This is a genomic window from Kaistia geumhonensis, assembly GCF_030815145.1.
Taxonomy (GTDB): Bacteria; Pseudomonadota; Alphaproteobacteria; order Rhizobiales; family Kaistiaceae; genus Kaistia; species Kaistia geumhonensis.
In genome coordinates this window covers 2,505,828-2,519,261 of the sequence record NZ_JAUSWJ010000001.1, presented here as the reverse complement: position 1 = coordinate 2,519,261, position 13,434 = coordinate 2,505,828, and the positions used below count along the sequence as shown (strand labels likewise).

General features: G+C 65.1%; 16 protein-coding genes and 1 pseudogene. 13 read left to right on the top strand and 4 right to left on the bottom strand.

Going from position 1 to position 13,434, the window contains the following annotated elements; genetic code table 11:
* Position 1: 1 nt before the first annotated feature.
* From QO015_RS11970 to QO015_RS11930, 9 genes are all read left to right on the top strand, one after another.
* The gene (locus QO015_RS11970) at positions 2-232 is read left to right on the top strand and encodes a hypothetical protein (RefSeq protein WP_266279194.1); all 231 of its coding nucleotides are present in this window, start codon (positions 2-4) and stop codon (positions 230-232) included.
* A 140-nt stretch (positions 233-372) separates the two neighbouring features.
* Entirely contained in the window at positions 373-600 is a 228-nt protein-coding gene (locus tag QO015_RS11965) for a DUF6511 domain-containing protein (protein WP_062563528.1), read from the top strand.
* Between the two features lie 10 nt (positions 601-610).
* Complete coding sequence (locus QO015_RS11960; RefSeq protein WP_266279195.1) at positions 611-820, top strand: hypothetical protein; 210 nt, start codon at positions 611-613, stop codon at positions 818-820.
* Positions 817-1,617 carry a hypothetical protein gene (locus tag QO015_RS11955; RefSeq protein ID WP_266279197.1) on the top strand — a complete coding sequence of 267 codons (801 nt, stop codon included), beginning with the start codon at positions 817-819 and terminating at the stop codon, positions 1,615-1,617. The genes QO015_RS11960 and QO015_RS11955 overlap by 4 nt, the downstream gene beginning before the upstream one ends.
* Positions 1,610-2,929, top strand: coding sequence for an ATP-dependent DNA helicase (locus QO015_RS11950; protein WP_266279198.1), 1,320 nt, complete (start codon positions 1,610-1,612; stop codon positions 2,927-2,929). Before QO015_RS11955 ends, QO015_RS11950 begins: the two co-directional genes overlap by 8 nt.
* Before the next feature lie 9 nt (positions 2,930-2,938).
* Positions 2,939-5,491, top strand: coding sequence for a VapE domain-containing protein (locus QO015_RS11945; protein ID WP_266279199.1), 2,553 nt, complete (start codon positions 2,939-2,941; stop codon positions 5,489-5,491).
* A gap of 436 nt (positions 5,492-5,927) precedes the next feature.
* Positions 5,928-6,449, top strand: coding sequence for a crossover junction endodeoxyribonuclease RuvC (locus tag QO015_RS11940; protein WP_266279201.1), 522 nt, complete (start codon positions 5,928-5,930; stop codon positions 6,447-6,449).
* Positions 6,446-6,646, top strand: coding sequence for a hypothetical protein (locus QO015_RS11935; RefSeq protein WP_266279202.1), 201 nt, complete (start codon positions 6,446-6,448; stop codon positions 6,644-6,646). The genes QO015_RS11940 and QO015_RS11935 overlap by 4 nt, the downstream gene beginning before the upstream one ends.
* A complete protein-coding gene (locus QO015_RS11930; RefSeq protein WP_266279203.1) occupies positions 6,639-7,070 on the top strand; it encodes a DUF6362 family protein in 432 nt (143 codons plus the stop codon). Before QO015_RS11935 ends, QO015_RS11930 begins: the two co-directional genes overlap by 8 nt.
* 14 nt (positions 7,071-7,084) lie before the next feature.
* Here the strand turns inward: QO015_RS11930 and QO015_RS11925 are convergent, their stop codons facing one another.
* Positions 7,085-8,395, bottom strand: a complete 1,311-nt coding sequence (locus QO015_RS11925; protein WP_266279204.1) for a hypothetical protein — start codon at positions 8,393-8,395, stop codon at positions 7,085-7,087.
* A gap of 682 nt (positions 8,396-9,077) precedes the next feature.
* Between QO015_RS11925 and QO015_RS11920 the strand changes: the two genes are divergently transcribed.
* From QO015_RS11920 to QO015_RS11905, 4 genes and pseudogenes are all read left to right on the top strand, one after another.
* Complete coding sequence (locus QO015_RS11920) at positions 9,078-10,454, top strand: site-specific DNA-methyltransferase (RefSeq protein ID WP_266279205.1); 1,377 nt, start codon at positions 9,078-9,080, stop codon at positions 10,452-10,454.
* A pseudogene (locus QO015_RS11915) lies at positions 10,378-10,962 on the top strand (DNA cytosine methyltransferase); the annotation flags it as partial. The gene QO015_RS11920 and the pseudogene QO015_RS11915, both read left to right, overlap by 77 nt.
* 205 nt (positions 10,963-11,167) lie before the next feature.
* Positions 11,168-11,650 carry a hypothetical protein gene (locus QO015_RS11910; RefSeq protein WP_266282538.1) on the top strand — a complete coding sequence of 161 codons (483 nt, stop codon included), beginning with the start codon at positions 11,168-11,170 and terminating at the stop codon, positions 11,648-11,650.
* Positions 11,647-11,868, top strand: coding sequence for a DUF7220 family protein (locus QO015_RS11905; RefSeq protein ID WP_266279206.1), 222 nt, complete (start codon positions 11,647-11,649; stop codon positions 11,866-11,868). The genes QO015_RS11910 and QO015_RS11905 overlap by 4 nt, the downstream gene beginning before the upstream one ends.
* Here QO015_RS11905 and QO015_RS11900 read toward each other — a convergent pair.
* The 3 genes from QO015_RS11900 to QO015_RS11890 form a co-directional block, all read right to left on the bottom strand.
* Entirely contained in the window at positions 11,865-12,311 is a 447-nt protein-coding gene (locus QO015_RS11900; protein WP_307289930.1) for a hypothetical protein, read from the bottom strand. The genes QO015_RS11905 and QO015_RS11900 overlap by 4 nt on opposite strands.
* 44 nt (positions 12,312-12,355) lie before the next feature.
* Positions 12,356-13,102, bottom strand: a complete 747-nt coding sequence (locus tag QO015_RS11895) for a DUF3489 domain-containing protein (RefSeq protein WP_266279207.1) — start codon at positions 13,100-13,102, stop codon at positions 12,356-12,358.
* A gap of 90 nt (positions 13,103-13,192) precedes the next feature.
* Entirely contained in the window at positions 13,193-13,417 is a 225-nt protein-coding gene (locus QO015_RS11890; protein ID WP_266279208.1) for a hypothetical protein, read from the bottom strand.
* Positions 13,418-13,434: the final 17 nt, after the last annotated feature.

Sequence of the window (13,434 nt, the reverse complement as noted above, 5' to 3'; positions counted from 1 at the left end):
CATGACCCCCGACGAATGGCAGGCGCATGTGACGCGCGCCGCCGCGCTGGAGATCGGAACATGGCTCGAGGCCCGAGGAAAACTGCACCAACCCATCGCAAGCCTTACCCTCGGCGACCTCGAGGCCATGGCGGTGAACGCCATCTCGCGCTGGATCGTGATGCAGTCGGAACGGCTTCACCGGCAGGACTGGCCAAAGGACGACCCGATCGCGACGCTCTTGCTCGGGTGACGATCTGCGCCGTCTGCGCCCGGGAGGCCCGCGGCTTCGGTTACCTCCACCGGCTCCAGCACGACCGCTACCCCTATCACCGCTTCTGCTGGCTCCGCTGTCAGGACGTGGGCAGCGCAATCGCCCAAAGGAACAATGGCATGATCGACAAGACCGCCCGCGAGGCACAGGCCATCCGCGACGCCCGGGTGCTGTTCGCCGAAGCGCTGACCGACCTCGGCCTGATGGCGCCCTTCTTCAACCGCACCGCCGCCGACATCGACCGTCTGATCGAAGCGGCCGTGACCGGCTACGTGGACAGCATGCTGGCACAAGGCGCGCGCAAGGAGCGGACCGGCACGGCCCATGACGATCCGATTCCGTTCTGAGAGGGCCGTCATGATCGATCTGAACGACGAGACCACCCCCTGGACCGACCTCCTCGCCGCCGCGACAGCTAATGCCATCACCGACTTCGAGGTCGAGTTCTGCGAGAGCCTGCGCCAGAAGCTGGCGACATTCGGCGCGCGTGCCCGGCTGACAGAGGCCCAGCATCACAAGCTGACCTGCATCGCGCAGGCTGGCGGGTTCTGGGAGCGCGACCAATGATCGACCTGAACCACGGCTCGGGCTGCATCTACGGTCAGGATGCGCCGCGTCCACCGATCGCCACGGCCGTCTCATCCGCCATCGATGCGGCCCTGACGGCGCGCAATCGCGCTGAGCGCCCCCGCACCTATGTCAGTTCCTCGGGGCTGGGGCGCGACTGCCTGCGACAGATCCAGTATGACTTTCTCGCGGAGCCCAAGGACAAGGGCCAGGAGTTCGAGCCGCGCATCCTGCGGATCTTCGAGGCTGGCCACCGGGCCGAGGACATCGTCGCGGGCTGGTTCCGGATCGCAGGGTTCGACCTGCGCACGGAACGCCCCGATGGTCGCCAGTTCGGCTTCGAGGCCATGGCGGGCCGGTTCAAGGGCCATATCGACGGTTGCTTCGTCTCGGGCCCCGTCGCGATGGAGTACCCCGCCCTTTGGGAGAACAAGGCGCTCGGCGCTTCCAGTTGGAAGGATGTGGTCAAGCGCGGCGTCAGCATCGCGCGTCCCGTCTATGCCGCGCAGATCGCGCTCTATCAGGCCTACATGGATCTGCCCAACCCGGCGCTGTTCACCGCGCTGAACCGCGACACGATGGAATTGCACGCGGAACTCGTCCCGTTCGATGCCCGCCTCGCGCAGGAGATGTCGGATCGGGCCGTCACGGTCGTGCAGGCCTCGGCGGCAGGCGAATGGTTGCCCCGGATGGCGACCGAGCCCACGGCGGTCGTCTGCCGGGGCGGCATGGCCGGCGGCAAGTGGCACGCGCCCTGCGCATGGGCGGGGCGGTGCTGGAGGGGCGGCGGTGTCTGACTTCGTCCCCTCGGCCGCGCAGGCCGCCGCCATCGCCGAAGTCCGCGACTGGTTCGAAAACCGCACCGGATCGAGCCAGGTGTTCCGGCTCTTCGGCTATGCCGGGTCGGGCAAGAGCACGGTCCTGAAGTTCGCCCTCGACGACCTTGGACTGTCACCCCATCGCAGCGCCAAGGACGGCCGTTGCGTCCCGGGCGTCGTGACCGCCACCCTCACCGGCAAGGCTGCGCTCGTGCTGACTCGCAAGGGCACGCCCGCGCGCACCATCCACAGCCTGATCTATTCGGTGATCGAAGCGACCGAGGAAGAAATCGCCGCCGCTGCCGCCAAGGTTCAGGAGGCCGAGAGCGCCGCACGCAGGCTGACCGGTTTCGACCGGACCGCGGCCGAAGCCGGGATCGAGGCGATGCGTCAGGCGCTGTCCGCGATGAAGCATCCCCGCTTCGCCCTGAACCCGCAAAGCGATGCCGCGGATGCGCGGCTGATCGTGCTGGACGAAGTGTCGATGGTGGGCGAGGAGATGGCCCGCGACCTGATGAGTTTCGGCAAGCCGATCCTCGTGCTGGGCGATCCCGGACAGTTGCCGCCGATCAAGGGCGAAGGGGCCTTCACCCGGGACGCCCCCGACGTGATGCTGACCGAGATCCACCGCCAGGCGGCCGAGAGCGCCATCATCCGTCTCGCCACGATGGCGCGTATGGGGGAACCCATCGGCTTCGGGGTTTACGACGCCCATGTCGCCAAGCTGCGCAAGGGCGACATCACGCCGGACCAGGCGCTGCGCGGCGGGCAGCTGATCTGCGGCCTGAACGCGACGCGCTTCCAGCTGAACAACGCGATGCGCGCGGCGGCCGGGCTGGGCGGGACATATCTTCCCACCGGCGGGGCGGAAAAGATCATTTGCCTGAAGAACGACAACTCGCTCGGTCTGATCAACGGCATGTTCCTGACCCTTGAGGATATCGTCGACGAGGGTAGCCTCTACTTCTCGGCCGTGGTGCATGACGAAGACGGACGACGTGTCACGCCGTTCGACAGCGACGGCCGTCCAGGCCGGTTGCACATCTACAAGGGGCATTTCGAGGATCACGTCGCCTATGATGCCAAGCGCCATGACCGCGACTGGCGAGAAAAGCGCAAGCTGACCGAGGCGACCTTCGGCTGGGCGATCACCGCCCACAAGGCGCAAGGGTCACAGTGGGAGAACGTGATCGTCTGGGACGACGGGCTTGGTCGCAGCGAGATCGACCGCCGCCGCTGGCTCTATACCGCCATCACCCGCGCCGAACGCGGGCTCGTCCTCCTGGCGTGAGGGGGCGCGATGATCGATCTCAACGACATCGCCATGCCGAAGGCACGCCACGATCTGGCCGCCGTGAAGGATCGGCTTGCCGCGACCGCAGGCGACTGGCTCCCCGGCATCTTTCCGGAGGCGCGGCTGGCGCGCGACCGTCGCTCCTTGCGTTGTGCCGACCTGTCCGGCCGCCCGCCGCGCAAGGAAGGGTCGTGCACCATCCACCTTGACGGGCCCTATGCGGGCTGGGGCTTCGACTATGCGACCGGCGAAAGCGCCGGGCCCATCGATCTGATCGCGCAGGCGACGGGGCTAAGCGACGGCGCGCTCTTCGACGAAGCGGCGCGGATTGCCGGGATGGATCGCCCCGCACCTCGATCCTTGCCGCGCCCGAAGCCCGACCATTCAACGGAGGTTGTCCGGCTGGTCGATGGCGCGCAGCCACTCTCCAGAACCGTGGGCGAGGCATACCTGCATGCGCGCGGCCTTGCGAACCCGGGCTGCCCGGACCTTCTCTTCCACCCCGACCTGCCGGATTTCGACACGCGGCGTGGATGGCCGGGGCTGATCGCATTGCCTCGACTAGCGGACGGAACCCGTGCGCCGGGCATCCACAGGACCTTCCTTTTGGACGATGGCAGTGCCAAGGGCCCGGCTGGCAAGAAGATGCTGGGATCGGTGGCCGACGCGGCCGTGCGCCTGTTCGCCATGCCTACGGACGGCCACGTTGGCATTGCCGAGGGCATCGAGACCGCCCTGGCAGCGCATGCCCTGTTCGGGACCGCCGTCTGGGCGGCCCTGTCCGCGGATGGCCTCGCGCGCTTTCGCTGGCCCGAGGGCACGACACGGGTCACGATCTATGCCGATGCTGGCGATGCCGGTCGTCAGGCGGCCGCCATGCTCTCGGACCGGCTGAACCGGGCCGACATTCCGAACGAAATCGTGGTCCCGCTCCATGGCGACGACTTCAACGATGATCTGCTGCGCGGGGCGCGCGCCGAGGACTACGGCCCGCGTCAGGGGCTGCCGACCGAAGACCCGTCCGCCGCGATGGATCGCTTGACATCTGCTGGCGACACTATCGCTGATCTGGTGGCCGCAGCAGATGCACTGACCAACCCGCCCGATATCTCCGCCCTTGGCGAACTTCTCGGCCGTATTGCCCTCGCGCGGCTGGACCCGCTGCCCGCGCGCCAGATCCTTGCCCGCATCAAGACCACGACCGGCATCGCCATGTCGATCCTCGACAAGCAGCTGATCGAACTGGTGAAGCGCGTGAACGTCTCCGGCGATCCCCATGCGCGGATCGCCAAACCGGCCTGGTTCAACCGCCTGCGACAGGATCTGGTCGGGACGCCCGAGCGCAACGAGGCCAATGTCATCATCGCACTGACGTCCGACGTCGCTTTCGCGGGCGTGTTGGCCTTCGACGACTTCTCGCAGGAGATCGTTGTCCGCCAACCGCTTCCGTGGGATACCGCGACCGGCCCGTTTCCCCGTCCGTGGGAGGATGCCGACGATGTCCGGACCGCTGAATGGCTGCAGCTGCGCGGGGTCAATGTCGCGCCGCTTGTCGTCGGTCGTGCCGTCGGCGCCGTCGCCCGCGAACACCGCATCCATCCTGTCCGCGACTGGCTGGAACACCTCCGCTGGGACGGCACGCCCCGGATCGAGACCTGGACCAGTACCTATCTCGGCGCTGCCCCGACCCCGTTCCATCATACCGTCGGCGCGCTCTGGCTCATCTCGGCCGTGGCACGCATCTTCCGCCCCGGTGTGAAGGCCGATCACATGCTGATCCTCGAAGGCCCGCAAGGCGCGCGCAAATCGACAGCCATCAAGGTTCTGGCGGGCGAGGACTGGTTCACCGACGAGTTGCCCGAGCTTGGGTCCAAGGATGCCGCCATCCACATGCAGGGCGTCTGGATCGTGGAAATCGCCGAACTCGACGCCATCGGCCGGGCCGAAGTCTCGCGCATCAAGGCCTTCCTGACCCGCACTACAGACCGCTTCCGCCCGCCCTACGGTCGCTACACGGTCGAGGTCCCGCGCCAATGCGTCTTCGCCGGAACCGTGAACCCGGACACCTACCTGCGCGACGAGACCGGCAATCGCCGTTTCTGGCCGCTTCGCTGCGGGACCATCGACATCGCGGCGCTGGCCCGCGACCGGGATCAGATCTGGGCCGAAGCCGTCCATCGCTTCCGCGAAGGCGCGATCTGGTGGATCGACGATCCGGCGATCCTTGCCGAAGCTACCGCCGCACAAGAAGCACGCTATCAGGCGGATGCCTGGGACGCCCGTATCGATCGGTGGCTGACCCACGACACCCGCAGCGTCAATCGCGGCCATGCGGGCTATGAGGATTGGCAGAATGAAGAGTTCGAACGTCCCGAGGCTATCCGCGACGTGTCTGTAGGCGAGATCCTTGAAGGTGCGCTCGGCATCGAGCCCGCGAAATGGACGAAGGGCGATCAGATGCGTGTGGGGGCCTGGCTGAAGTCGCGGGACTGGGAGCGGTACCGCAGCGGCGCAGGTGCGACCCGCGAATGGCGCTATCGCAGGCCGCAGAGCGGCTGACATCGCGATGGCCAGTTCAGGCATCCAGGGGGCATCCATCCGGGTGCCCCTTGTCGTTTGGCCGCTGTCCCACTTCGCGGCGTGTCCCACTTCAAGCCCAAGGTGGGACAGAAAAAGCCATTTGAAATCAATCCTGTCCCACCTGTCCCACTTGGACCACCAACTTCTCTCTTTCTTATATGAAGCGTACATGTCCCGGCCGACCTCATTCTTCCTCATGCGACGTAGGGAAAAAGGTGGGACAAGTGGGACGGGTGGGACACGCCTTGTTTTGAAAAGGAAAATCTGACGTCCCACTTTGATCGATAAGTGGGACACCCCACGAGCAGGTGGGACAGAAGCATCGTCAGGCGCATTTTTCTTGAAAGGGCGCGCATGGCATGATTCCCTGCCAATGACCAAAGCCGAAGGCCCACGATTGATGTGAGCCTTCAACATGACGCCGACCACCGAGACAGCCGACCTGCACCTCGAACCGGGGTGCCTTTCCGCGTCCTGCATCCTTGCCCTCGACCTCGGGACGACGACAGGCTGGGCGATCCGCGACCATGACGGCCTGATCACCAGCGGCACGACCTCCTTTCGCCCCGGCCGCTTCGATGGCGGCGGCATGCGGTATCTCCACTTTGCCAACTGGCTGACCGAGATCGACCGACTGTCCGGGCCAATCGCCGCGATCTGGTTCGAGGAAGTCCGCCGTCATGTCGGTACCGACGCTGCCCATGTCTATGGCGGGCTGATAGCCACCCTGACGTCATGGGCTGAACTCCGCAGCGTGCCCTATGAGGGCGTTCCTGTCGGCACCATCAAGCGTCATGCCACCGGGAAGGGAAATGCCGACAAAGATGCAATGGTCGCCGCAGCGCGGGCCCGAGGTTTCAGTCCGGCCGATGATAACGAGGCTGATGCCATCGCAATCCTGCACTGGGCCATCGAGACGAATGGGGGTGTCGCATGAGGTGGCATCCGAGGGGCTATGGCGGCCAACGCCGGGATCCCGAGCAGGTCAAGCGGGAGGGGTGGCAGGAACAGGGGCTGCTGGCGATTTCGGCGGACGATCCGCGCCTCACCTGGCCCGAACGCGAACTGGTGCGTCAGCTGGGCGAAAAGCTGTATGGGCTGCGCGTGGTCGAACGGGAGGGCGCGAATGGCTGACTGGACGCCCGCCATGGTCGAGGACCGGCTCGAGAAAGCGGCCGATGTGTTCCGCTCGTTACCTGATGTGAAGCCGCAGGGCTATTTCAATGCCTGGCCCGAGTATTTCCACAGCTTCGCCGATCAGATCGGCCAAGAGCCCCGGATGCGACGGCCGAAGCCCGGTCCGCGCGACATCACCCAGGCTGAAGATGCTCTACTCTGGCTGCGCTGGCTCGACCCTGCCGACGCGCGCCTGCTCTGGCTTCGGGCGAACCGGAAGCCGTGGAAGCCGATCTGCTGGGAGCTGGGCATCAGCCGCGCCACCGCCAACCGGCGCTGGCAATATGGGATCGCGGTCATCGTCTGGCGGCTGAACGGGAGACAAGCACCGTCGAAACGGTCGATGGAGTTCGTGGTGGCGAAGGCGGCCGCCAGAACGTGAAGGGATTCATGCTTCTAGGTTTGAGCCGCTTTGGTCTCCCTATCCCAGTCCTCCGCCTTGACGTACTTCATCAACATCGTAAACGAACTCAGGACAGCGTCATGAGGTGTGATTGATTTGAGTTGTCCGTCTTCGAAGAAGTGATGAGTGGCCCCAAGGAGGGCCTCAACCTTCAACGGGTGCTTGGCGTTCGGATTATGAAAAACCTGAATCTCTTGTGTCCAGAATTCCTCATAACCCTCGTCCCTGACATCGACAGAAAAGGCTTCCCCCATCATCGCGTTAGGATCAGGATTGTAGCGCAGCCCAACGCGGAAATAGCCATAACCGTCGGCGCCAAAATCTGCTGTCACGCCCATCCGATCAAATTTCGCGATGGTGCCAGCATTCGAAAAAATAACCGCTGAAACGTTCTCCGCATCTGGCAAGTCGAAGAAACCAGAAGGAACTCGCTTCCCTTTGTATTCGTGCTCTTCGATCGAATGAGTGTCGATAACAAGCTGCTCACCTTCGAAGCGCCATGTGACCCGTGAGCCGTACAAATATTGCCAGAGCGCTGACTGCGTATAGGTCATTGGCCCCAGTTCATCCTTATCGGCGGGTTTGTGAAAATCTGCGATGGCGATCACGAACGGTTTGTCTTTGCTGCCGTCTCGCTCCCAGTATCGTTGGCCTGCAGCGTTAGCCTTGTTGAGTTTGCCGGTCAGGGCACCGCCGAACTTCATGGGCATGTAGTCGCGAAGAAATTGCTCTCGCTCTTTGTCCGTCTTTGGGTTCGGGTGATCTTCGAGTACGCCTCCCTGGGATGGAGCGACCGTTGTTGCCTCGACGGTGAAATCCACACCTGGCGCTCGGCACCGGAAGTCGGGAGCGTCAAGTTGCTCGACGTCGAGAAAGAACTCGCGGAAAGCCGCCCAAAGAAATAACTCCCATAGCCTTTGGTCAAAGCCGTTTGTCTGGAATTCTCGCACGAAGTGAGGGTCTTTCGGAGCCAACCAGAGGGCTAGTTCTGAAATTACCTTGCGAGCAGGCGCACGGCCTGGTTCGTCCCTCAGAAGCTTGAAGTAGGGATGGAGCTTTTCTTCCGGCAAGTCTGCTGGCACCTCAAACGGGTCAAGTGGACTGTTGGTTTCATCACCCTGCTGGCCGAACTCCTCGATCTCTCCACTTTCAATGACCTCCGACATCGCGACCCAGAGTTGCCGTTCCGCATACTCTTGCGTTCGAAAATCAGTCTTCAAGGAAGCGCAGCGGAATCGGCCAATCCGATCCCTCGCCAGGATCATCCAGAGGTAGTCATTGTCTGTCGTGTCTCGCGCTACCATGCCGAGGAGATCCTCTTCGGGCGAGCACCACCACGATACCTCCTCGCACATGTATGCAGTTCGCGATAGCCGAGTGCCCGTGGTGTATAGGTTGAACCGCGCGCGCTTGATGGGACGCGCAAATGCTCTCGCCCTCTCCTCGATCTCTCTACGGCGCTTCGCTTCACCCATCGCTCTCAACCTGTAGATTGCACATCGTCTGGACTGTTCTAGCCGACCAATGCGTGCGCCGCAGCGCCAATTTGCCTCTGCATGTCAAGACCTTCTCGTGATCTGACGCATTTCTTCGTGAGACATCGCAAGACGAGACGGATCGCCTTTCTGAAGCTATCCACGGCGATATGCTCGGGGTCGTGCGCTCGGGCGAAGAGGGGCTGATCCGAGGTGGATACCCCCGCTGGCTTCGGGAGTCCGGCCGGGGTCCAGCCCCGGCGAGTTGGCGGTTCCTTCCGGGCGATATTCGTATGCTGGCGGGCGAAGCGCGGCACATCGCTAGCGACAGGGCCGGATTTTTGGGAAGCCACCAAGAGGCCACCGCCGCCTGAATTCGCCTAAACTCTGCAAATTCAAACCCTTGATGCTGGACACCTCTGGTGGCCACTGGACCCCGTGTGGAGTCCAGTCTGGACCCCGGAGTCCGGAAGCCAGGGGTATCCACCCTGATCCGAGGAATGACCCGCCGATGACGCTGAGCTTTGCCCCGGATCGGATCGAGATGTGGCCGCTGGCGAGGCTGCAGCCCTATGCCCGCAATGCGAAGGCGCATGGCGCGGACCAAGTCGCGAAGATCGCCGCCAGCATGGCCGAGTTCGGCTGGACCGTGCCCTGTCTGGTCGGCGAGGACGGCGAGCTGATCGCGGGGCACGGGCGCGTACTGGCCGCCACGCAGCTGGGGTTGACGGAAGCGCCCGTGATCGTGCTCGGGCATCTGACCGAGGCGCAGCGGCGGGCCTACCGGATCGCGGACAACAAGCTGACCGAACTCGGCACCTGGGACGAGGCGCTGCTGTCGGCGGAACTGAACGACCTGCTGGCCGAGGATTTCGACCTGTCGCTGGTCGGCTTCTCGGACGGCGAACTCGACAAGCTGCTGGCCTACGTCGCGGAAGACGACGGTGAAGAAGGTGGCGCCGGGGGCTCCGTGCCGCCGGTGACCATCCCCGAACCGCCGCGCAATCCGGCCTCGCGCACTGGTGACCTGTGGATCCTTGGCGACCACCGCCTGCTTTGCGGCGATAGCACCAGCGCGGCCGACGTGCGCCGCCTGATGAATGGCGAGCGCGCGATCCTGTTCGCGACGGACCCGCCGTATCTGGTGGACTACGACGGCTCGAACCATCCGACCCGGAACAAGGACTGGTCAGCGTCTTACGGCACCACGTGGGACGACAGTTCGCAGGGCGCGGAACTCTACGACGGTTTCATCGCTGCCGCCGTGGCCGAGGCCATCGCCGACGATGCCGCCTGGTATTGCTGGCATGCCTCGCGCCGCCAGGCGATGCTGGAAGCCTGCTGGGAGAAGGCCGGTGCCTTCGTCCATCAGCAGATCATCTGGGTGAAGGACCGCGGGGTGCTCACCCGCTCGCATTACCTCTGGAAGCATGAACCTTGCTTCATGGGCTGGCGTCGCCCGAACCGTCCGCCCAAGGTGGCCGAGGAAACGCTGCCTTCGACATGGGCGCTGCCCAGCTTCGCCAAGGACGAGCGGCCCGACCACCCGACGCCGAAGCCGCTCGACGCTTTCGGCATCCCGATGCGCCAGCACGTTGCGCGGGGCGGGCTCTGCTACGAGCCGTTCTCGGGGTCGGGTTCGCAGATCATGGCGGGCGAGGCCAACGGCCGCCGAGTCTTCGCGATGGAGATTAGCCCCGCCTATGTCGACGTCGCGGTCGAGCGCTGGCAGGCCGAGACCGGCCGCGACGCAATCCTTGATGGTGACGGTCGGACCTTCGCGCAGGTGAGGGCCGAGCGGCTGGGCGACGATGCCGCCCCCACGGCGAATGCGCAGAAAACGGACGCCCCGCCCGAACCCGCGCGAAAGCGCAAGACCGCCGCGTGACATGCATGACTTGGCTTTACCTTCCTCCGGACGCGCTTCCGGAGCCGGAGACGCATGCCTGTTCGGCCTCTCCCTATGCTCCGGCGCGGGCGGGCTCGACCTCGGGCTCGCCGTCGCACTCCCCGGATATCGTGCTGTGGGCCATGTCGAACGGGAAACCTTCGCCGCAGCCACTCTCGTGGCGCGGATGGAAGATGCGTCCCTGGATCGCGCGCCTGTCTGGGACGACGTTGCCACCTTCGACGGCCACCCGTGGCGCGGTGCGGTGGACATCGTCACTGCGGGCTATCCGTGCCAGCCGTTCTCCGTCGCGGGCAAGCGCCGGGGTGCCGACGACCCGCGCCACCTCTGGCCGCATGTCGCCCGCATCATCGGCGAGGTCGAGCCGCCCTTCGTCTTCCTCGAGAATGTCGCCCATCATCTCCGCCTCGGCTTCCCCGAAGTCGCCGAAGGACTGGTCGGCATGGGCTACCGCCTTGCGGCTGGCCTCTTCACGGCGGCGGAAGTCGGCGCACCGCACAAGCGCGAGCGGCTCTTAATCCTCGCCGTCCGTGAAGGGGACGAGCTGGCCGACCCCGCGCGCCTGCTCTGGGACCCGGTCGAGTGCCGGGAACCGGACGGAACTGCTGCGGCTCTGGCCGACGCCGAGGGCCAGCGCCAACGAGAACCGGCAGACGAAGCCGACGCCATCGCAGGAAGCGGGCCAGCACGGGATGAACCTCGCGACGACGGCTGCGCTCTGGCCGACGCCGCAGACCGACAGTTTCCGCAGCCGGGGCGGAGATCGGAAGCACGAGAAGGGTCTGGACGGCATGGCGCGGGACTGGCCGACGCCGATGGCGAACGATGGCTGCAAGCCGAGCGCGGGCAATCGCCGGACGGCGGACCTGACCCACGCAGCGGGGATGTGGATGACGCCGACGGCGCGCGATCACAAAGATGGAGCGACGAGCCTTGCCAACACACCGGTGAACGGCCTGCTTGGCCGCCATGTCCTGGTGACGCCGATGGCTGGGCGCAATACCTCCGAGCCGCGCCGGACCTTGAACCCGCTGTTCGTCGAGGCGCTGATGGGCTGGCCCACCGGGTGGACCGGCTTCGGCTCTGTGGCAACGGCGTGGTCCCCCTGGTTGCGGCGCATGCGCTGCGAACTCTGGCGGCTGAACTGCTGGCCGATGGATGAGGTGGGGGCATGAAGCAGACCCGCCTCATGTCGCTGGTCGAGTCCGTCGCCAACGTGATCATTGGCTATGGCGTCGCGGTGGTCACGCAGATCCTGATCTTCCCTGTCTTCGGGCTGCATACAACGCTGGCGCAGAACCTGAAGCTGGGGGCGGTCTTCACCGTGGTGAGCATCGCGCGGTCCTACCTCCTGCGGCGGGTGTTCGAGGCAATCCGGGTGCGGGGCGACTAGATGGAGTAGCTGCCGAAGGGCTTTCCGAACTTTTCGACGCCTGACTTGCCCAGCAACGTCAGCTTGTTGTGCAGCTTGTGGCCGGGAGATGCGTTTCGGGCCTCGCGGGCCCAGACCTTGGCGTCAACCTCCCAGACATCGAAGTTCGTTCCGTCCGGGGTGAATGCACAGAGAACGACGTCGATACGCTCGAGAAGAGTGTTGAGACATCCCCACTGCGTGTTGCGTCCCTTCGCGGTACGCAGAGTAGCTCGCCGACCGTCAGGTAGTGTGAGCTCTGTTGCCACTGGGCTGACAAGTTCGCCGATTTTGCTCGCAAGTGCCCGGCCAACTGAGATGCCAAACTCATAGCCCTCACGGCCGGTGAACTCGTCCTGTCCGCCACCTGGCTTGGCGGGTTTTGTCGATACGACCTTGGGAGCCTTCGGTAGAAAATCGTCCAAGGCACGAGCGGCAACGGATGCAGCTGATAGACTGGGGTTCTGTGCTAGGAATTCGCCGAGACGGGATGCAAGATTGGGATCCAGTCGAACCGTGATTGAGTCGACCATACGCGCCACCTTTCAAGAGGGTTGATGCACGCATCTTGCGGGCCGGCGATGGGATTCGTCAAGAGGCATGATTCATACCTCTTGACATGGTGTGCTCTTGTGAAGCTGCGTCCAATCAATCGATGCGGTAGACCCGGGCCGCGCCCCTCGACCTTCTCGGAGGTCACCTCGAGCCCGAGCTTCTTCTTCAGCGCCCCGGCCATCGCGCCGCGCACCGTGTGCGACTGCCAGCCCGTGGCGGCCATGATCTCCTCGATGGTCGCGCCATCCGGCGCGCGCAGCATGGCGATCAGCGTGGCCTGCTTGGTTCCCTCGCGCGGCGTGCGCGCCTTGAGGGCGGCTTCAGGCGCGGTGGGCGTGTCCATCGCGGGCGCGTCGCTCGGCGCGTCCGTCGCGCCCGTGGGCGCGCTGTTCGCGTATTCGGGCTCGATGCCGATGGCAGCGAGGCCTGCATCCGTGGCGACCAGCGTGACGCCGTGGCCGTCGCCGGTTTCGCGCCACATCGGTTCGCCCTTGCGCAGGTCTGCGTCGACCTCCTGCAGGAGCCCCTTGGAGAGCATCGCGCCGACCACCTTGGCGGCGGCCCCGCCGCGCAGGCTGTCGGGCAGCGGCAGGGCGATGTGCTCGGGCCGCTGTGCGGCGGCGCTCAGGATCAGGGCTTGGGTGTCGGAAAGTATGGTCATCGTCGTCTCCCGTATCGGGGCGCGCGGAATGCGGGCCCTTCTACGAGGTCGAGCCCGCCAGTCGGCGGGCGAGACCAGAAGCGGATCGTCTCACTCGGCGTGTTCGCCTTCGTGGAAGGCCATGTCGGTGATCTCGCGCAGCTTGGCGCGGTAGTGGTTCAGGGTGCCGACATGGCCCCAGTTGATCTCGTCGGGGCTGGCCTCGAAATGGTCCGCGCTCAGGGCGGCGAGCCGCTCCAGCATCGCGTCGATCTCGGTCTTCGCGGCGATGAAGGCGTCGAGGGCTTTCGTGTTGTCGGTCGCGCGGCGGGTCATCGTGGTGGCTCCTTGGG